20 protein-coding genes and 1 tRNA gene are annotated in these 20,275 nt (G+C 34.4%); 19 read left to right on the top strand and 2 right to left on the bottom strand.

The features are described from left to right. Positions 1 to 41: 41 nt before the first annotated feature. Positions 42 to 908, top strand: coding sequence for an SPFH domain-containing protein (locus tag ACM39_RS07615; protein WP_048510444.1), 867 nt, complete (start codon positions 42 to 44; stop codon positions 906 to 908). Between the two features lie 99 nt (positions 909 to 1,007). Then, positions 1,008 to 1,196 carry a hypothetical protein gene (locus ACM39_RS07610; protein ID WP_048510443.1) on the top strand — a complete coding sequence of 63 codons (189 nt, stop codon included), beginning with the start codon at positions 1,008 to 1,010 and terminating at the stop codon, positions 1,194 to 1,196. Positions 1,197 to 1,330: 134 nt separating this feature from the next. Here the strand turns inward: ACM39_RS07610 and ACM39_RS07605 are convergent, their stop codons facing one another. Beyond that, positions 1,331 to 1,531: a hypothetical protein gene (locus tag ACM39_RS07605; RefSeq protein ID WP_048510442.1), complete on the bottom strand. Its 201-nt coding sequence runs from the start codon at positions 1,529 to 1,531 to the stop codon at positions 1,331 to 1,333. Between the two features lie 135 nt (positions 1,532 to 1,666). Between ACM39_RS07605 and ACM39_RS07600 the strand changes: the two genes are divergently transcribed. The 10 genes from ACM39_RS07600 to ACM39_RS07555 all read left to right on the top strand — a co-directional run bounded on the left by ACM39_RS07600 (position 1,667) and on the right by ACM39_RS07555 (position 12,749). Beyond that, positions 1,667 to 3,217 (top strand): aldehyde dehydrogenase family protein, encoded by a 1,551-nt coding sequence (locus ACM39_RS07600; RefSeq protein ID WP_048510441.1) that lies wholly within the window; start codon positions 1,667 to 1,669, stop codon positions 3,215 to 3,217. Between the two features lie 89 nt (positions 3,218 to 3,306). Further along, positions 3,307 to 4,632, top strand: coding sequence for an L-lysine 6-transaminase (gene lat / locus ACM39_RS07595; protein WP_048510440.1), 1,326 nt, complete (start codon positions 3,307 to 3,309; stop codon positions 4,630 to 4,632). A gap of 63 nt (positions 4,633 to 4,695) precedes the next feature. Beyond that, positions 4,696 to 4,926, top strand: coding sequence for a DUF2007 domain-containing protein (locus ACM39_RS07590; RefSeq protein WP_048510439.1), 231 nt, complete (start codon positions 4,696 to 4,698; stop codon positions 4,924 to 4,926). A 220-nt stretch (positions 4,927 to 5,146) separates the two neighbouring features. Further along, positions 5,147 to 5,659 (top strand): GNAT family N-acetyltransferase, encoded by a 513-nt coding sequence (locus tag ACM39_RS07585; protein ID WP_048510438.1) that lies wholly within the window; start codon positions 5,147 to 5,149, stop codon positions 5,657 to 5,659. A gap of 116 nt (positions 5,660 to 5,775) precedes the next feature. Next, positions 5,776 to 6,231: a hypothetical protein gene (locus ACM39_RS07580; RefSeq protein WP_048510437.1), complete on the top strand. Its 456-nt coding sequence runs from the start codon at positions 5,776 to 5,778 to the stop codon at positions 6,229 to 6,231. A gap of 1 nt (position 6,232) precedes the next feature. Next, on the top strand, positions 6,233 to 7,417 hold the full coding sequence (locus ACM39_RS07575) for an efflux RND transporter periplasmic adaptor subunit (RefSeq protein ID WP_048510436.1): 1,185 nt from the start codon (positions 6,233 to 6,235) through the stop codon (positions 7,415 to 7,417). Between the two features lies 1 nt (position 7,418). Then, a complete protein-coding gene (locus tag ACM39_RS07570) occupies positions 7,419 to 10,565 on the top strand; it encodes an efflux RND transporter permease subunit (RefSeq protein WP_048510435.1) in 3,147 nt (1,048 codons plus the stop codon). Positions 10,566 to 10,648: 83 nt separating this feature from the next. Continuing rightward, positions 10,649 to 12,064, top strand: a complete 1,416-nt coding sequence (locus ACM39_RS07565) for an efflux transporter outer membrane subunit (RefSeq protein WP_048510434.1) — start codon at positions 10,649 to 10,651, stop codon at positions 12,062 to 12,064. 193 nt (positions 12,065 to 12,257) lie between these two features. Beyond that, positions 12,258 to 12,331, top strand: a tRNA-Ala gene (locus tag ACM39_RS07560). Positions 12,332 to 12,371: 40 nt separating this feature from the next. After that, positions 12,372 to 12,749, top strand: a complete 378-nt coding sequence (locus ACM39_RS07555) for a hypothetical protein (protein ID WP_048510433.1) — start codon at positions 12,372 to 12,374, stop codon at positions 12,747 to 12,749. A 53-nt stretch (positions 12,750 to 12,802) separates the two neighbouring features. Here the strand turns inward: ACM39_RS07555 and ACM39_RS07550 are convergent, their stop codons facing one another. Continuing rightward, complete coding sequence (locus tag ACM39_RS07550; protein ID WP_048510432.1) at positions 12,803 to 13,450, bottom strand: hypothetical protein; 648 nt, start codon at positions 13,448 to 13,450, stop codon at positions 12,803 to 12,805. A 154-nt stretch (positions 13,451 to 13,604) separates the two neighbouring features. Between ACM39_RS07550 and ACM39_RS07545 the strand changes: the two genes are divergently transcribed. From ACM39_RS07545 to hisG, 7 genes are all read left to right on the top strand, one after another. Further along, the gene (locus ACM39_RS07545) at positions 13,605 to 14,174 is read left to right on the top strand and encodes a C40 family peptidase (RefSeq protein ID WP_117590734.1); all 570 of its coding nucleotides are present in this window, start codon (positions 13,605 to 13,607) and stop codon (positions 14,172 to 14,174) included. A gap of 183 nt (positions 14,175 to 14,357) precedes the next feature. Next, positions 14,358 to 15,170: a 2,3,4,5-tetrahydropyridine-2,6-dicarboxylate N-succinyltransferase gene (locus tag ACM39_RS07540; RefSeq protein WP_048510431.1), complete on the top strand. Its 813-nt coding sequence runs from the start codon at positions 14,358 to 14,360 to the stop codon at positions 15,168 to 15,170. A 29-nt stretch (positions 15,171 to 15,199) separates the two neighbouring features. Next, the gene (locus tag ACM39_RS07535) at positions 15,200 to 16,366 is read left to right on the top strand and encodes a glycosyltransferase family 87 protein (RefSeq protein WP_048510430.1); all 1,167 of its coding nucleotides are present in this window, start codon (positions 15,200 to 15,202) and stop codon (positions 16,364 to 16,366) included. A 3-nt stretch (positions 16,367 to 16,369) separates the two neighbouring features. Then, entirely contained in the window at positions 16,370 to 17,299 is a 930-nt protein-coding gene (locus ACM39_RS07530; protein ID WP_048510429.1) for a glycosyltransferase family 2 protein, read from the top strand. Beyond that, complete coding sequence (locus tag ACM39_RS07525) at positions 17,300 to 18,076, top strand: polysaccharide deacetylase family protein (RefSeq protein WP_048510428.1); 777 nt, start codon at positions 17,300 to 17,302, stop codon at positions 18,074 to 18,076. Then, complete coding sequence (locus ACM39_RS07520) at positions 18,073 to 19,170, top strand: glycosyltransferase family 4 protein (RefSeq protein ID WP_048510427.1); 1,098 nt, start codon at positions 18,073 to 18,075, stop codon at positions 19,168 to 19,170. The genes ACM39_RS07525 and ACM39_RS07520 overlap by 4 nt, the downstream gene beginning before the upstream one ends. A gap of 247 nt (positions 19,171 to 19,417) precedes the next feature. Further along, positions 19,418 to 20,275: an ATP phosphoribosyltransferase gene (gene hisG / locus ACM39_RS07515; protein WP_048510426.1), complete on the top strand. Its 858-nt coding sequence runs from the start codon at positions 19,418 to 19,420 to the stop codon at positions 20,273 to 20,275.

The following is a 20,275-nucleotide window of genomic DNA, read 5'->3' as shown; positions in this document are numbered from 1 at the left end:
TTTATGATATCAAAATAATATCACATTTTAAAATTACATTTATGGAAAAAATCTTAAAACCAATCTCAGGTTATCTTACGTTAGCCATTTGTCTTGGATTATTTATTGTTGCTGCTTACCTGTTTATTATGGGAGTTGACGGAAATATCACATGGGTTATTTTAGCAATGCTGTGTTTTATTACTTCATGTTTTTTATTAAAAGGCTTAATGATTATTCAACCGAACCATTCAAGAGTTTTAAACTTCTTCGGAAAATACGTAGGAACGGTAAAAGACAACGGATTGTTTTTCATTAACCCTCTGTATTCATCTCAAAAAATCAGTCTCCGTTCTGAAAATTTACAAGGACAAACATTGAAAGTAAATGACAAAATGGGTAATCCAATAGAAATTGCCGTGGTAATAGTTTGGAAAGTAGGCGATACTTACAAGGCAGCATTTGATGTTGAGCGTTATTCAGATTTCGTAAGAATGCAGAGTGAGGCCGCAGTACGTCATTTGGCAATGAGCTTTCCTTATGACAATTTGGAAGACGATCATGCACCGATTACCCTGAGAGAAGGTGGTGATAAAATTAATGCCATCTTGGAACAAGAACTTACTGACCGGCTTTCAAAAGCGGGAATCACCATTCAGGAAGCAAGAATTTCACATTTGGCTTATGCGTCAGAGATTGCAGGAGCAATGCTCCAAAGACAACAGGCAACTGCCATTGTAGCCGCACGAACTAAAATTGTAGAAGGTGCTGTAGGAATGGTAGATTTGGCTTTAAAAAAGCTTTCAGAAGAAAATATCGTTGAATTGGATGATGAAAGAAAAGCAGCAATGGTAAGTAATTTAATGGTTGTTCTTTGTGGTGAAAAAGCAGCACAACCCATCTTAAATGCAGGAACATTATATAATTAATTTCTATTTAACGAAGGAGAAATCATTTAGGTCCTTCATTTTGTTCTATTCAGAATGACAAAAAAACTCCATAAAGCTTTGCACTAAAAAAGATAAAAAATGAAATCAGAAAAAACTCAAAACTCTCCCGAAAACAAAGGCAAAAAATCTTTCGTCTTAAGGATTGATGAGTCTACTTACAAACTGCTGGAAAAATGGGCAAATGATGAATTCAGAAGTGTAAATGGGCAAATTGAGTATTTACTTCATCAAAGTTTAATTAATTCGGGGAGAAAAAAGAAGGAATAATTAATTTAGTAATAAAAAATAATAGATTCTCATTTCACTTCGTTCTTCTTTGAATAGCAATACAACCCCAATATATCTTAAAGAAAAAAGCAGAGAAAATTTCTCTGCTTTTTTTTGTTCCCTATATCAATTAATTAATCAAATATCGTTGTAATATAATTGCTAATCACACTCCAGAAGTTTTTTCCAAGGAAATAAATAAGGGTAGAAGTGATAATACCTTTTACCGTAAAAAATATAATTCCGCCAATTCCAAACTTCTTCAACATTCGCTTCCACCTGGAGTTTTTCTTTTCTTCAATTATAGGTTCATTTACCGTATTATTATTTTCCATTTCTGAAATTCAATTGATTACCCTACAAAGATAAGCATGTTTATAATTAGTCCAAATAAAAAACAGGCTAAAAAAATAAAAATTTTGCAGTTCGTCTAATATTTTTAACTTTAGGGAAAACGAAAAGTAATATTTATGTCTAAAAAAGTAAAGGATTTTGGAATTGAAAAAACTCTCAGAAATCTAGGAATTAAAGATGAAAATAAAGGAACTTCAGTAGGCGGAAAATACTTCGCATCGGGGAAAACAATCGAAAGCTTTTCACCTGTAGATGGTAATTTGATTGCTAAAATAAAGACTTCGGGAGAATCTGATTATAACAAAGTAATCGAAACTGCTGAAAAAGCATTTAAAGAGTTCAGGCTGATTCCGGCTCCTAAAAGAGGAGAAATCGTAAGACAATTAGGTCAAAAATTAAGACAATATAAGGATGATTTAGGGAAGCTTGTTTCTTATGAAATGGGTAAATCTTTGCAGGAAGGCTTAGGCGAAGTTCAGGAAATGATCGATATCTGCGATTTTGCAGTGGGAGTTTCAAGACAACTTCATGGGTATACCATGCATTCTGAAAGACCTGGTCACAGGATGTACGAACAATATCATCCGCTTGGGATTGTGGGAATTATCACCGCTTTTAATTTTCCGGTAGCAGTTTGGTCCTGGAACACCGCTTTGGCATGGATTTGTGGTAATGTTACAATTTGGAAACCATCTGAAAAGACTCCGCTTTGTGCGCTTGCCTGCCAGAATATTATGAATGAAGTTTTGGAAGAAAACAATCTTCCTGAAGGAATTTCAAGTGTATTGGTAGCAGATCATGAAATCGGACAAAGATTAGTCGATGACAAAAGAGTTTCTCTTGTTTCTTTCACAGGCTCTACAAGAGTAGGAAGAATGGTTTCTTCTAAAGTTGCTGAGAGATTCGGGAAATCTATCCTTGAACTAGGCGGAAACAATGCCATCATCATTTCTAAAGACGCAGATATCGATATGTCAATTATCGGAGCGGTTTTCGGAGCGGTAGGAACAGCAGGACAAAGATGTACTTCCACGAGAAGACTGATTATTCACGAAAGTGTTTATGATGAAGTGAAAAACAGACTGGTAAAAGCCTATGATCAATTAAAAATAGGCAATCCTTTAGATGAAAATAATCACGTGGGGCCGCTTATCGATACTGATGCTGTAAATATGTATCAGGAAGCTATAAAAAAAGGTAAGAAGGAAGGTGCAAAATTCATTGTTGATGGTGAAGTTTTACAAGGAAAAGGGTACGAATCGGGTTGCTATGTAAAACCATGTATCGCTGAAGTTAAAAATTCTTACGAGATTGTACAACACGAAACTTTTGCGCCAATCTTATATTTAATTAAATACAAGACCCTGGAAGAAGCAATTACAATTCAAAATGATGTTCCACAGGGATTATCGTCTGCAATTATGACACAAAATTTGAGAGAAGCAGAATTATTCCTTTCTCATGCAGGTTCGGATTGTGGAATTGCTAATGTAAATATCGGAACTTCAGGTGCTGAAATCGGAGGTGCTTTTGGTGGTGAAAAAGAAACCGGAGGAGGTAGAGAATCTGGTTCAGATGTCTGGAAATATTATATGAGAAGACAGACTAACACCATAAATTATACAGCTCAACTTCCTTTAGCACAGGGAATTAAATTCGATTTATAAACCCTTAGTTTAAATTAATTAACTTATTATATTATAAAGATTTATGATAATCTGATTTTTTATTAATTTTTTTCAATTCACACAAAAATATGGAACAAACAATTGACATACAAGTAAATAAAGTAAAAGAAATAGTAGGTAAGCACGTTTTGGCAGATGGCTTTGATTTCGTGATGGATATTGAAAAATCCCACGGTTCATGGCTTTACGACAAACTTACCAATAGAGAATATTTAGATATGTTTTCGATGTTCGCTTCGGCGTCTGTCGGTTATAATCATCCTTATTTAGTTGAAAAATCAGCTTGGTTAGGGAAAATGGCAGTTAACAAACCTACTTTGGCAGATATCTATTCTGAAGAATATGCTCAATTTTTAGAAGTTTTTGAAAGAGTGGTTATTCCTGAAGAACTACAGTATGCTTTTTTTATCGAAGGCGGAACATTAGGTGTTGAAAATGCAATGAAAGCCTGCTTCGACTGGAAAACACGAAAAAATTTTGAAAAAGGCCTTGATACAGAAGCCGGAATATGCATTCACTTCAGACAGGCATTTCACGGCAGGAGCGGTTATACCCTAAGCTTGACAAATACTTCTGATCCGAGAAAATATCAGTATTTCCCGATGTTTGACTGGCCAAGAATTCTGAATCCTAAATTAACTTTTCCCATTACGGAAGAAAATTTAGAAGAAACAATTAAAAACGAAAGATTAGCTTTATTAAATATTGAAGAAGCTATCTTAATGAATCCTGATAAAGTGGCTTGTATTATTATCGAACCGATCCAGGCTGAAGGGGGTGATAATCATTTCAGAGATGAATTTTTATTAGGATTAAGAAAAATTTGTGACCAAAATGAAATTCTTTTAATTTTTGATGAAGTACAAACCGGCATCGGAATTACAGGAAAAATGTGGGCTTTCCAACATTTTACAGCAAAACCGGACATTATTTCTTTCGGTAAAAAATCACAGGTTTGCGGAGTTTTAGCAAATAAAGAAAAGTTTGACGAAGTGCCGAATAATGTTTTCAGAGAAAGCTCAAGAATCAATTCTACTTTTGGAGGAAACTTTATTGATATGCTTCGTTTCCAATTGGTAATGGAAGTCATTGAAAAAGAAAACCTTGTAGAAAACGCAAGAGTTATAGGTGATTATTTATTGGAAGGTTTAAAAAAACTAGCAGAAAAATATCCGGAAAAACTTTCAAACGCAAGAGGAAGAGGATTAATGTGTGCCATTGACCTGCCGACTCATGAGCAAAGAAACCTCTTACGTGAAGAACTTTTCCATGATGGTTTGTTCATCTTAGCATGTGGGGACCAGTCACTTCGATTCAGACCTCATTTGAATGTTACGGAAGAAGAAATTCAGCTTGCATTAGATAAAATTGAAAATAATATTAATAAAATTTAAAACTGAGAATTTGTAATTTTCAAAAAAACGTTATATATTTAGATACTCAAAACGTGATAGAATATGGAAAGAAGTACAAGAGTATCAGTTTTTGAAAGTGACAAACCTTCAGAAATACAGTTAATCAAATCAAAATTAGACGACGCGCAAATTATAAATGCGGTTGAAAATAATTATCTTACTTTTACGACCACACCTACAGCTACATCGTTAAAAGTAATGGTAGATTTAGAAGATGAGAAGAAAGCATTCGAGATTATCGACAGTTATCTTCAGCAGGCAGAAAATCAATAAAAAACAATTTCATAATTTTAAATTTTACTACTTCGAACCGAAAATTAATTTTAATTAGTTTTCGGTTTTTTTAATTCAAAATTTTAAACTTTTAAAAATTATAAGTAAGAATTTGGGAATTATTTTTATTTTTTAAAAAAATTAGCCATTTAATTTAAATAAAACTTAAAATATAAGAAATCTAAATTCCTAAATCTTTTTAAGCTAAAAATTTCACAGCATGAATTCGGAAATTAAACTAAGAAAGGCAGAAATTGAAGACAGAGACATTATCTGGAATATCTTACAACAGGCAATAGAAAGAAGAAGACAAGACGGAAGTACTCAATGGCAACAAGGTTATCCCAATCTTGATACTGTGGAAAGTGATATCTCAAAAGGCTTCGGGTATGTAATGACAGTGGATGGAGAAATTGCGGTTTATACAGCTTTAATTCTCAATGATGAGCCTGCTTACAGTACTATTGAAGGAGCCTGGCTGAGTGACGGAGAATTTGTGGTTGTCCACAGAGTCGCTGTTGATGAAAAATTTGCAGGTCAGGGAATGGTGAAAAAATTATTTGATCATATTGAAGATTTCACGAGAAAACATGGTATCCAGAGCGTAAAAGTAGATACAAATTTTGATAATCTTGCTATGTTAAAAATCCTGGAAAGCAAAGGATATACTTATTGCGGAGAGGTATTTCTTGCCGGCGGAATGAGAAAGGCCTATGAGAAGATTATAATTTGAGCAAAAAGTTAAATCCATTTTCATTGAATTTTTAAAACGCCCAGTATTTATAAACTCTATTGAGTTTGTTCGTTTAGTTCAGAACTAATTTTTACATTTGCTCAAATTTATATACAGTGCATAAGAGTATAGAAATTGACGAAAAAATATTTCAGGATGCTGTAAAATTTTATGGTACCATTTTCGACATCCCTCCTTTAGCTTCCAAAATCTATGCCTATCTACTTTTCGATGCCGAAAGGGTAGGAATTACTTTTGATGAATTTGTGGAAGTTCTTTCTGCTAGCAAAAGTTCTGTTTCTACAAGTATTTCATTGCTTTTGAATGCAGAGCTTATTGTAGATCACAATAAGATGGATGAACGAAAACGATATTTTTTTCTCAATGAAGAATATAAGAAGATAAGATTTGAAAAAATAGTTCAGAAAATGCAAGACGAATTAAAGCTACTAGAAGATTTAAACAATTTTAAAAAAAATCAGGACGATGGGTATAACGAAAGAATTGAAGCTTATAAAGCTCTTTTAAATAAAAATATAATCAATATTCAGGAATCTCTTAATAAACTATAAAATGAACAATAAGCTAGTTATACTTTCTATTGCAGCGCTTTCGCTTACGGCCTGCAAAAAAGAAGCTCCAAAACAGGACGGTGCAAAACCTTATCCTGTAGTAAATGTGGAGTCCAAAAATATAGTGGGCTATCAGACTTTTCCCGCCTCTATACAGGGTAGGGTAAACAATGATGTTCGCGCTAAAATACAAGGATATATTACTCAGGTTTTGGTAGATGAAGGGCAGTATGTAACAAAAGGACAGCCTTTATTCCGTCTGGAAACCAATATTTTGAGTGAAAACGCTGCCGCTTCCAAGGCGGGAATCGGTGCTGCAGAATCGACTATTGCAGCAGCTCAGGCTTCTGTGAATGCAGCTCAGGTTGAAGTAAATAAACTAAAACCTCTTGTACAAAAAAATATCATCAGTAATGTCCAGTTACAAACAGCTCAGGCAAATTTAGCTCAGGCCCAGGCTCAATTACAACAAGCTAATGCAGCTAAAAGACAGGCAGTTGCCAATTACAAAGGAGTAGAGGCCAATATTGATTACTCGGTTATCCGTGCCCCAATTTCCGGTGTTATCGGAAAACTTCCTTTAAAAGTAGGTAGTTTAGTTGGTCCGACTGATCAGACACCTTTGACGACAATTTCTGACACCTCTCAGATATTTGCTTATTTTTCAATGAATGAGAAAGAATATTTCAATTTCCTTGAGAAGTCTCCCGGAGTTTCCATGCCTGAAAAAATTAGAAACCTTCCGATGGTTGAGCTTCAACTGGCAAACGGAAGCCTTTATCCTGAAAAAGGAAAAATCGAGGCTATTACAGGACAGATTGATCCTACGACAGGAACTATCCAGTTCAGAGTTGCATTCTCTAATGCCCAAAAGTTGTTAAGTAATGGAAACAGCGGAACCATCAGATTCCCACAAGCTTATGACAATGTATTAGTAGTTCCTGAAAGTGCTACTTATGAGCAGCAAGGTATCGTTTACGTTTATAAAGTGGAAAAAGATACTGCTAAAAACGTTGTCATTGATGTTATCGACAGAATCGACAATATGACTTTAGTAAAATCAGGGGTGAAGAAAGGCGAAATGATAGTGGCAGCGGGAATCGGCGGATTGAAGCCAGGAACTGCCGTGAAGCCGAAACCTGTAAAAATGGATAGTCTTGTACAATCAATAAAACCGAAATTCTAAGATGATTAAAAACTTTATAAACAGACCGGTTTTATCCACCGTAATCTCAATTATGATTGTGATTCTCGGTATTTTGGGACTGGTTTCGTTACCGGTTACACAGTATCCGGATATTGCACCTCCCACGGTAAGTGTCAGTGCAAGTTACACCGGAGCCAATGCCGAAACTGTAATGAAGAGTGTGGTAGTACCTTTAGAAGAACAAATCAACGGGGTAGAAGGTATGGACTACATTACTTCTACAGCCGGAAATGATGGTGCAGCACAGATTCAGGTATTTTTCAAGCAAGGAATTGATCCGGACATTGCTGCGGTAAACGTACAGAACCGTGTTACAAGAGCAACACCGCTACTTCCAAGTGAGGTAACCCGTTCAGGGGTTGTTACTCAGAAACAGCAGACAAGTGCCTTGATGTATATGTCTTTTTATTCCGAAAACAAAGATTTAGATGATGTATATCTTCAAAACTTTTTGAATATCAATGTTATTCCAAACTTAAAAAGAATTAATGGTGTGGGTGACGCCAACGTTTTCGGGGGTAAAAACTACTCTATGAGAATCTGGTTAGACCCGGCGAAAATGGCAGCTTACAGTATAACGCCAACTGATGTCACCAATGCTATCAACGAGCAGAGTAGAGAAGCTGCGGCTGGTTCTATCGGGCAAAATAGTGGTAGTTCTTTCGAATATATCATTAAATATGTAGGTAAATTCAACAATAAAGAACAATACGATAATATTATCATCAAATCCCTTGGAAACGGGCAAAACTTAATGTTGAAAGACGTAGCTAAAGTAGAATTGGCAGGCCAGTCTTACACGGGAATCGGGGAAAACGGAAACAGTCCATCAATCAGCATGGGGATATTCCAGACACCGGGTTCAAATGCCCAGGAGATTATTAAAAACATTAAAACCTATCTGAAATCAGCCGAAGGAAGTTTCCCTGAAGGAATAAAATATACATTCAATTTTGACACGAATGAGTTCCTGGATGCATCGATAGAAAAAGTTGTTCATACCTTAATTGAAGCATTTATTTTGGTATTCATCGTTGTATATATTTTCTTACAGGATTTCAGATCTACGTTGATTCCCGCGATTGCGGTACCTGTATCTATTGTAGGTGCATTCTTCTTCCTGAATTTATTTGGATATTCATTAAATTTATTAACGTTATTCGCTTTGGTGTTGGCAATTGGTATCGTTGTGGATGACGCGATCGTCGTCGTCGAAGCGGTGCACGCCAAGATGGAACACGGTATTTCAGATGCTAAAAAAGCAACGGTAGAAGCCATGGATGAAATTACGGGAGCAATTATCTCAATTACTTTGGTAATGGCTGCAGTATTCATTCCGGTAACATTTATTACAGGGCCTACGGGAGTATTCTATCAGCAGTTTGGTATTACACTTATCATTGCGATTATCATTTCTGCAGTTAATGCCTTGACTTTAAGTCCGGTTTTATGTTCATTATTTTTAAAACCTCACTCAGAACATCATGCAGAATACAAAAACCTGAATTTCCTTCAGAAGTTTTTCTACAAGTTTAATATTGCTTTTAAAACAGCTACAGAACGCTACGGAAGAGGGTTTGTATTTTTATTGAGACATAAATGGGTAACACTAATCATTTTTGCCTTAACAGCTGGTATTCTATATTGGGCAAGTACAACGATGAAAAAAGGTTTTGTACCTACGGAAGACAGAGGGATTATCTTTACAGACGTTCAGCTTCCTCCGGGTGCTTCTATGGAAAGAACATATAATGCTTTGAAAACACTTCAAGCAAAAGCTTTAAAGGTTCCGGGAGTACAAAATGTAACTATTTCTACAGGTAGAGGTTTCTTATCTGGAAACGGTAGTAATAACGGTCTTGCTTTCATTAAGTTAAAACCTTTTGATGAAAGAAAAAAAGACGGACAGACTTCCGAAGATATTACGAAAAAATTATTCGGAATTTCAGGAGCTGTTCCGGATGCTAAAGTTGTATTCTTCCAGCCACCGAGTGTTCCCGGCTTTGGTAACAGTGCCGGTTTCGAGATGGTACTTCTGGATAAATCAGGTGGCGAATATGTAGATTTGGACAACAAAATGAACGAATTCATCGGGAAATTGATGGAAAGGCCTGAAATTGAATTTGCTCAGTCTTCATTTAACACAAAATATCCTCAGTATCAAATGGAAATCAACGTTCCTTTGGCTAAACAATCAGGAGTTTCTGTAAGCGATATCTTAGCAACCATGCAGGGATATATCGGGGGTATTTATACTGCTGACTTTACAAAGTACGGAAAACAGTTCAGAGTAATGGTTCAGGCTCTTCCGGATAATAGAAAGACTATTGATAATCTAAACGAATTGTATGTAAAAACAGGTTCCGGAGTAATGTCACCCATTTCACAGTTTGTGACTCTTTCAAAAGCGTATGGACCGCAGTCGGTAAGCCGTTACAACCTATTTACCTCTGTGAAAATTACAGGTGCAAACTCAGCCGGTTACAGTTCCGGAGATGCAATTACGGCAGTACAGCAGGTGGCTAAAGAAACGTTAAATCAAAACTACGATGTAGAATTTACGGGGTTAACGAGAGAAGAATTAAACTCAGGCTCTCAGACATTATTGATTTTCGGATTAAGTTTAATTTTCGTTTACTTTATCCTTTCGGCTCAGTATGAAAGTTATATTCTTCCTCTTATTGTGGTAATTTCTCTTCCTCTTGGGGTAATGGGAGCTTATTTCGGACAAAAAATCATGGGCTTGGAAAACAATATTTACTTCCAGATTGCCTTGATTATGCTAGTGGGATTATTAGCGAAAAATGCCATCCTGATTGTCGAATTTGCCGTTCAGAGAAGGCATCACGGTGAAACGATTGTAATGTCTGCCATCAATGCTGCAAAAGCAAGATTAAGACCAATTTTGATGACATCATTTGCGTTCATATTCGGTTTATTGCCGTTGGTTTTAGCAAGCGGAATTGGTGCGGTAGGTAACAGATCAATTGCAACCGGTGCAGCAATAGGATTATTAATAGGAACTATTTTAGGACTTTTTGTAATTCCTGTATTGTATGTCATTTTCGAATACTTACAAGAAAAGGTGAAACCTCTTAAAAAAGAAGAAATCAATTTAGCAGAATAAATTTAAAGTTAAAGAAATTAGAAGTTAGAGATTAGTCTAAAACTAGCTTCTAACTTCTAAACTCTAACTTCTAACAATAAAAAATGAAGAGTTTATTAAACATCATAAAAGGAATAACTTTTTCAGTCGCAATTCTTGGTGCCGTTACCTCTTGTATGGCAAGAAAGGAATATGAAAGACCGAAAAACGTGGTTGACGAAAAGCTTTTCCGTACAGATATGCTTCCTTCTGACAGTACAACAATTGCTAATATTTCCTGGAAAGAAATATTTACCGATCCCATACTTCAAAAGCATATTTCGAAGGCTTTAGATAATAATTTAGATATAAGAATCGCCCTGCAAAGTATTAATTCTGCGGAAGCATATTTGAAACAAAGTAAAGCAGCTTATGAGCCTACTTTAACGGTTGGCCCCGGCTATACTTTCCAGACTCAGTCTTTAAATACGCAAACCGGGCAATTATTCGGGCAAAGACGTTATATCAATCAGCTTGACATTACGGCAAGTTTAGGCTGGGAAGCTGATATCTGGGGCAAAATGAAAGCTCAGGAAAAGGCTCAGCTGGCAACTTACTTAGGAACTGTTGAGGCTCATAAAGCAGTGAAAAGTGATTTGGTAGCGTCTATCGCTTCTGCCTATTACCAATTGTTGACTTTTGATGATCAGAAGAGAATCATTACAGAAACAATAGCGGTTCGTGAGAAAAATTTAGAAACAACAAAAGCGTTAAAAATAGCAGGAACGGTAACAGAAGTTGCGGTTCAGCAAAGTGAGGCACTTGTTTTCAATGCAAAATCTTTATTGATTGATATGGATACGCAAATTCAGTTGTTGGAAAACACCATGAGTTTGCTGATGGGAGAGCCATCACATACAATTGAAAGATCAACTTTGGAAAGCCAGAGAATTCCAATTGATCTGAGATTGGGTTATCCTGCCCAGCTACTGGCAAATCGTCCGGATGTAATGAGAGCGGAATTTAATCTAATGAATGCTTTTGAATTGACAAACGCAGCCAAAGCCCAGTTTTATCCTACTCTGAGATTAACGGGAAGCGGTGGGCTTCAATCAATGGATATTGATCACTTATTCAGTGTAAATTCATTGTTTGCAAGTGTAGTTGGAGGATTGGCTCAGCCTATTTTAAACAAAAGAACTATCAAAACAAACTATGATGTAAGTTTGGCGAACCAGGAAACGGCATATTTAAATTTCAGAAAAACAGTTCTTACAGCTGGAAAAGAAGTTTCTGATGCGATAAGAGTTTTCTCTGTTCAGGATTCTTTTATTGATTTGAAAAAGCAGGAGCTTGATGCCTACAAAAAATCGGTAGACTATTCACAAGAATTAGTAAACTACGGTATGGCAAATTATCTTGAAGTATTGAATGCAAGTGTAAATTCATTAAATGCAGAACTTAATATTTCAAATGCGGAATATAGTAAAATGAAGGCAGCGGTAGAGCTTTATCAGGCTTTAGGCGGCGGCTGGAAATAATTTTTGCTAGATATTTTTCTTAAAACGTATGCTACTCGTTGGCATACGTTTTTTTATTTATTTATCTTAAAAGGTAATAAAAACTGATTATTATATAGATGTTTTTAATTCTCATTAAATAAAATTCAACAAAATATTTGTATATGTAGTTTAAATACTTACTTTTGTACCGCTTCGGAAATACAGAACATTCGGGGGATTGGCGCAGTTGGCTAGCGCGTTTGACTGGCAGTCAAAAGGTCACGGGTTCGAATCCCGTATTCTCCACAACATTGAATTTATTTCATAAAACTATTATAAAAAGACTATGAAGAAACTTTTTTTACTTTTATTGACCGCTTTTTTATTTATCGGATGTAGCTCAGATGAAGATACGATTTATGATTACATCGGAACATGGTCGGGAACTTACGAAGGTGCTGACAAAGGAAATTGGAATATTGTAGTTGCCAGTGACGGAAAAGTAACAGGAACTATGCATTCTGAAGAGAATAATGAAAATTATTATATTTCAGGCCGTCTAAGCGAATCAGGTGATTTGAATGCGGTAGTGGGAACTCCCGATGATGGTGAATTCAAAGGTTCTTTAAATAGAGATGATAAAAACGGTAACGGAAGCTGGAGAAACTCAATTCCTACGCCTATTAGAACTGGCACCTGGAAAGGAGAGAAAAACAAGAAGTAATATTTTTTTTCTTAAAAATATATAAAAGCCTGTAAATTTTACAGGCTTTTTGTTTATATAAATCCCATATGGGTTATTTTTTGATCTTTTTTCAAAACTACAAAATGTAATAACAAATTCTCATTATTAAAATACTTTTTAAAAATAAGTTCATCTTTTTCTTTTAAAGAAATACTTTCTTCATATTTTTCTGATAAATAATTTTCAAAATCAAGTTTTAAAGTGATAAGAATGATGTTATCAACAGATGTTTCCTTACAAAATTTCAAACTAAGACTTTCTAAATCTGATGAAATTGAAACTACATTTTCAAGATTCAATTTATTTCCAAATTGAAAATTATTAAGAATAGTTTTACCATTTTTTGTACCCAAACCATTTTTTACCGTTCTTTTTCCTCTTTCTGAAGTAGCATCTAGATCCTTTATTTCAGTCATTACTTTCGCAAATTTCTGATAGAGTAGAGGATCATTTGACTCTTTAATAAATTTTTCAAGAGCCTTCCTTATCATTTTTCCAACTTTAGAACAATGTCCGAATTCAGAACTGTTTTGCCTTACTTTTTCATAAGAAGGACTTTTCTTAAAAGCATTTTTATTGAATCCGCTTTTCTTCCGAACAATATTTTTGCCATTCAAATTGTAAAAAACAAGATCACCAACAGTGCCTTTTATTTTGATTATACTCTCATATGTTGCCATGTCCCAAAATTGGACTCAAATATAGTGATATTTAAATAAATACAAAATTTTAATATATATTTGTAGTATAGTTATAGTATAGTTATTTTATTGTTTAAATATAAAATGTATATTTGTATAAAATTTAGTTACTTAAGTAAAAAATGAGATGAATATGACAACTAGATCACTCTCAAATAAAAGGTTGAAACAGATATATGTTTTATTGATTGCTTCATCGTTTGCCATGTCCTGTGGAAGTTCAAAAAGTGTTGCTACAAAGAAAAATACAAGTACTAAAACCGTTGCAAAATCTGAAAATTTAAGAAAATTAGATTCAAAATTCGACGGAAATCTTTCAAAATCAATCAACAGTATTTTAAAAGATGCTGAAAAATATATCGGAACACCTTATAAGTTCGGCGGAAATACTTCATCCGGATTTGATTGTTCCGGTTTTACGGTAAAAGTTTTTGAAGAAAACGATTTTCAGTTACCCAGAAGATCCTCCGATCAAGCCGAAGCAGGTAAAAAAATTGATATAAAAGAAGTAAAACCCGGCGATTTACTATTCTTTGCAACAGCCGGAGGAAACAGAGTTTCTCACGTAGGAATTGTACATGATATAGGAGATGATGGCGAAGTAAAATTTATACATGCTTCAACCTCAAAAGGAGTAATTATTTCTTCCCTGAACGAAAAATATTGGAATAAAACTTATCTGCATGCGCAAAGAGTTTTATAATAGAATTACATTAGCAGGAATTTCACAGAGACTACAGGTGAAACTATTCCGGATAAAAAACTGCCGGGACGTTTACTGTGATTGATTTAAATCATTTTAGGATTATCAATTTTCAAAATATTTGCTTGATCTTTTTTGTATCTTTGGCGGCATATAATTTTTCAATTTAAATTAATAAGAAACATGTCGTTACAACAAACTATTGAAAACATCTGGGATAATAGAGATTTATTGCAAAATGAGGACAGCCAAAAGGCAATTAGAGAGGTTATTTCTTTATTAGACTCTGGTGAACTTCGTGTTGCTGAACCTACAGAAAACGGATGGCAGGTAAATGAATGGGTGAAAAAAGCTGTAGTAATGTATTTTCCGATTCAGAAAATGGAAACTATTGAGGTAGGTCCGTTTGAATTTCACGACAAAATTCCTTTGAAGAGAAATTATGCTGAAAAAGGGGTGAGAGTTGTACCTCATGCTATCGCAAGAGAAGGATCTTTCGTTGCTTCAGGAGTAATTATGATGCCTTCTTATGTAAATATTGGTGCTTATGTAGATTCGGGGACAATGGTTGATACCTGGGCAACTGTGGGAAGCTGTGCACAAATCGGTAAAAACGTTCACTTGAGTGGAGGTGTTGGTATTGGCGGTGTCCTAGAACCGCTTCAGGCCGCTCCGGTAATTATTGAAGATGACTGTTTTATCGGGTCAAGATGTATCGTAGTAGAGGGTGTCCACGTAGAAAAAGAAGCTGTTTTAGGAGCTAATGTCGTATTGACAGCATCTACAAAAATTATCGATGTAACCGGTGATCAGCCGATTGAAATCAAAGGAAGAGTACCTGCACGTTCAGTTGTAATCCCGGGAAGTTACACAAAACAATATCCTGCAGGGGAATATCAGGTTCCATGTGCTTTGATCATCGGTCAGAGAAAGGAATCTACAGATAAGAAAACGTCTCTTAATGATGCATTAAGAGAAAATAATGTAGCTGTATAAGCTCGTTTAAAAACTAATACCACACAACCTTGAAAGAAAAATTTCTTAAATTCATACTAAACCCTAAATATATATTTGGGGTTTATCTTATTGTAGCATTAGTGACTGCGCTTTCCAAATATTCCCGAGGAAATTCTATCAATAATTATCTTATCTTTAAGAATGTATTTTTCAATACACTTCATGAAAGAAACCTGTATCTACAATATCCGGATCTTTATCAGGATTCCAATCATTACGGAATATTTTTCAGCACTTTAATAGCTCCATTTGCTTTAATGCCGGATTGGATGGGGATCTGTCTCTGGAATGTTGCCAATACAGCCGTTTTCCTGTATGCAATTTATAAGTTGCCCTTATCGGAGCCTAAAAAAGCATTATTCGCTTTGTTTTGTTTGCAGGAGTATATTACTTCATCACTTTATTTTCAATTCAATGTTGCATTAGTAGCTCTTTTAATGTTAGCGGCAATTTATATTTACGAAAATAAGGAAGTAAAATCTGCAACAGCAACAATGATTGGAATATTTGTAAAAATCTATGGCATTGTAGGTCTTGCTCAATTTTTCTTCATTAAAAATAAATTTAAATATATTATTTCAGGAATCGCAATAGCAATATTATTTTTTACTGTTCCTATGCTGTATTCAAGCCCTGGATTTGTATTACAAAGTTATGCAGACTGGTTTCAGTCATTGGCAGAAAAAAACGGACAGAATCAGGGTTTAACTTCTTATCAGGATATTTCTTTGATGGGTGTTGTAAGAAGGATTGCAGGGGATGCCGATATCTCAAATTTATACTTTTTAGGATTTGGAGTGCCTATATTTTTGTTACCATATATTAGGGTCAAACAATATAAGAATTATGCATTCCAGTTAATGATACTGGCTTCGACCCTGCTATTTGTGGTATTATTCAGTTCCAGCTCAGAATCACCGACTTATATTATTGCCGTTGCGGGAGTGATGATTTGGTTTTTTATTCAAAAAGAAAGAACTCCTCTAGTGACAGGACTGTTAATTTTTGTTATTATTCTGACCAGTTTTTCAACTTCGGATTTATTCCCTAAATATGTTAAAGAACATTTCATACATAAATATTCTTTAAAGGCCGTACCTTGTATTATCGTTTGGTTTAGAGTTATTTATGAGCTGTTAACAAAGAATTTTGAAAAAGATTATACTTTAAATTAATTTATGAAGAAAATCTCGATTGTTATCCCCGCCTACAACGAAGAAGGTAATGTTGCCATAGTTCATGAAAAAATAAAAAAAGTTTTTTCAGGATTAAACGATTATGATTTTGAAATAATCTTCGTAAATGACGGAAGCAGAGATAATACCCAACAAAAATTAGAGGAATTATCTCAAAAATATGATGAAGTACGATTTATTGAATTTTCCAGAAACTTTGGACATCAGCCGGCCGTAAAAGCAGGAATGGATAATGCTCATGGAAATGCCGTAATCTCAATGGACGGAGATCTCCAGCATCCTCCGGAACTTATCCCTAAAATGATTGAAAAATGGGAAGAAGGCTACGATATTGTATTTACAATTCGTACTTACCCTAAACAAATTTCATGGTTTAAACGCAAAACTTCTGACTTTTTCTATAAAATCCTGTCCAGCCTTTCGGATGTAAATCTTACAAAAGGTGGTGGTTCAGATTTTAGACTGATGGATGCAAATGCTGTTGAAGTCATGAGAAATTTTAAAGAAGATGATTTATTTCTACGCGGTCTCACAAGCTGGATGGGGTTCAAACAAATTGGGATTGACTTCACCGCTCACGAAAGAATTGTCGGACAAAGTAGCTATAATCTAAAAAAAATGCTCACTTTTGCCTTTACAGGAATTACGGCATTTAGTGTGAAACCTCTTTATATAGCAGCGTATTTAGGTTTTCTTTTTTCAGGGCTATCAATAATAGGTTACGGAGCTTATGTCATACATTCATTTATTGCACATACTGAAATTTCAGGTTGGGCATCGCTAATTATGACAATAGTTTTCTTTGGAGGTCTGCAATTAATTATTCTAGGAATCATTGGGATTTATTTAGGTAAAATCTTCAAACAGAGTAAAGAAAGGCCCAATTACATTATAAGAAATAAAAATTTTTAAATGGTTTTATTAAGTTTTGATATCGAGGAATTTGATATGCCTTTGGAATATAATGGCAAAATTTCTTTTGAAAAACAACTATCCATATCCCAACAAGGGCTCGAAAATATTTTAAATATTCTTCAAAAGCATAACGTAAAAGCTACATTTTTCTCAACTGTGGTTTTTGCTGAAAATAGTAAAAATTTAATTAACAGATTATTGAATGAAGGTCATGAATTAGCTTCTCACACATGGTTTCATTCAGAGTTTGAAGAAAAACATTTAAAACAATCAAGAGAAAAGCTGGAAGAGTTATTTTCTGCAAAAGTTATGGGACTGCGAATGCCAAGAATGATGCCTGTGAATGAAAAAGCAGTTGAAGAGGCAGGTTATTCTTATAATTCATCGATCAATCCTACTTTTTTACCGGGAAGGTATAATAATTTAAAAGTTTCCAGAACATATTTCAAAGAAGGAAATGTAATTCAGGTTCCGGCTTCTGTTTCACCTAATTTTAGAATTCCTTTATTTTGGTTAAGTTTCCACAACTTTCCACTGTTTTTCTACAAAAAATTAGCTTCAGATACATTAAAAAAGGATAATTATCTTAATGTTTATTTTCATCCTTGGGAATTTTCCGAGATTAAAGATGAAGCGTTTAAATTGCCTGGTTTTACCGTAAAAAATTCGGGAAAAGATATGGTTGAAAGATTTGATGAATTTGTGGGCTGGCTTAAAAGTAAAAACTATATCTTTGGAACCTTCCAGGAATTTCTAAAACAAATTACACTATGAAAATTGCATTTGATGCAAAGCGTTTTTTTCACAACACATCTGGCTTAGGAAACTATTCGAGAGATTTAGTAAGAATTCTTTCTCAGTATTATCCTGAAAATGAATATCTTCTATTCAATAAAAATAAATCTGAAAGAGGTTTTGATATTCTTGAAAAATCAAACGTTCATTTTATCGAATCGTCCAAAGGAAATATGTCCCGGCAATTGAAAATGGGAAAAGATGCACAAAAGCAAAATGCAGATATTTTTCATGGTTTATCGGGTGAATTGCCTTTAAAATGGGATAAAAAACCAATCAAAAAAATAGTAACCATTCATGATCTTATTTTCGTAAGATATCCTCAATATTATTCTTTTTTTGATCGTAAAATTCATTTGTGGAAATTCAAAAAAGCGACAACAATTGCGGATGAAATTATTGCCATTTCAGAACAGACAAAACAGGATATTATTACATTTTTAAAAGTTCCTGAAAGTAAAATTACTGTTATCTATCAAGGCTGTCATCAGGCTTTTAAAGTGCAGCATTCCAGGGAATTTATTCAAAAAACGAAAGAGAAATTTCAGCTTCCGGAAAGATTTATTTTAAACGTCGGAACGATTGAAGAAAGAAAAAATTTACTGAATATTGTAAAGGCCATTAAAGACACTGAAATTCCTTTGGTTGTTGTCGGGAAAAAAACAAAATATTTCAAAAAAACAGAAGAATTTATCCGTAAAAATAAAATGGAAAAACAAGTTCATTTTCTTGAAGGAGTTTCAATGGATGAGCTTGCTGTTATTTATAAACTAGCTGATATTTTTGTTTACCCTAGTTTCTTTGAAGGTTTTGGAATTCCTGTTATAGAAGCGCTTTTCTCAAAGACAGTTGCCATTACCAGCAATACAAGTTGCCTTCCGGAAGCAGGCGGTCCAGATTCGGTTTATATTGACCCAAAAAATTATTTGGATATTCAATCAAAAATAAAATTTCTTTGGGATAATGAATCTGAGAGGAAACGCCGTGCTGATAAGGGTTTTGAGTTTGTTCAAAAGTTTAATGACAAGCCAATCGCCTCTGAATTGATGAAGCTTTATCAAAAAAATATTTAGAAAAATCTTTGCAGTTAAAAAATAAGTCCTACATTTGTACCACAGATTTCAACAATGAAACCGAATTTTTTAACAGTACATCATTATCATCATTATCTCTGCCAAGACGGATATTGATTGATATGTACCTGTGTTAAAAATCAAAATAATTAAACCGTCTGAGTAAATAGACGGTTTTTTTGTTTTCTGGTTTTTCACGAAAATACTTCAACTATCACTTTATTTACTCAGATCCAATTTAAACGAAATGAGTAAATTAAAAATTGCAATCCAAAAAAGCGGCAGGCTTTATGAAGAGTCTTTACAACTCCTCAAAGACTGTGGAATTTTTGTGAATAATGGAAAGGATCAATTAAAAGTTTCAGTCGATAATTTTCCTATGGAGATTATGTATTTACGAAACTCTGACATTCCTCAGTATCTTGAAGACGGAGTTGTGGATATTGCCATTGTAGGTGAAAACCTTTTAGTAGAAAAACAAAAAGATATTGAAATTATTCAAAAATTAGGTTTTTCAAAATGCAGGGTTTCCTTAGCAGTTCCAAAAGAAGTAGAGACCGATAGTCTTATTTATTTTCAAGATAAAAAAATTGCTACTTCATATCCCAATACTCTTAAAAATTTTCTGAAAAAAAATAATATTCCGGCGGATATTCATGTCATTTCAGGTTCCGTTGAAATTGCTCCCAATATAGGCCTTGCAGATGGAATCTGCGATATTGTGAGTTCCGGAAGTACTCTTTTTAAAAATGGTCTGAGAGAAACTGTTACTCTTCTTACCTCCGAAGCTGTACTTGCCAAAACCTCAATTTTAAATGAGACTAAGCAAGCAATTCTGGAAAAATTTCTTTTTAGAATCAAGTCTGTTTTAAAGGCAAAAAAATCTAAATACATCTTGATGAATGTGCCCAATGAAAAGATTCAGGATATTTCACGTGTGCTTCCTGTTCTTAAAAGTCCTACCGTAATCCCTTTAGCAGAAGAGGGTTGGAGCAGCATACATTCCGTGATTGATGAAGTCAGATTTTGGGACGTCATTGATGAACTCAAAGAAAAAGGAGCCCAAGATATTTTAATTATTCCAATTGATAAAATGGTGATTTGA

The sequence above is a fragment of the Chryseobacterium sp. FH2 genome, from assembly GCF_001045455.1.
In the GTDB taxonomy this organism is placed as follows: Bacteria; Bacteroidota; Bacteroidia; order Flavobacteriales; family Weeksellaceae; genus Chryseobacterium.
The sequence above is the reverse complement of the archived record's forward strand: the minus strand, read 5'-3'. Positions and strand labels throughout refer to the sequence as shown.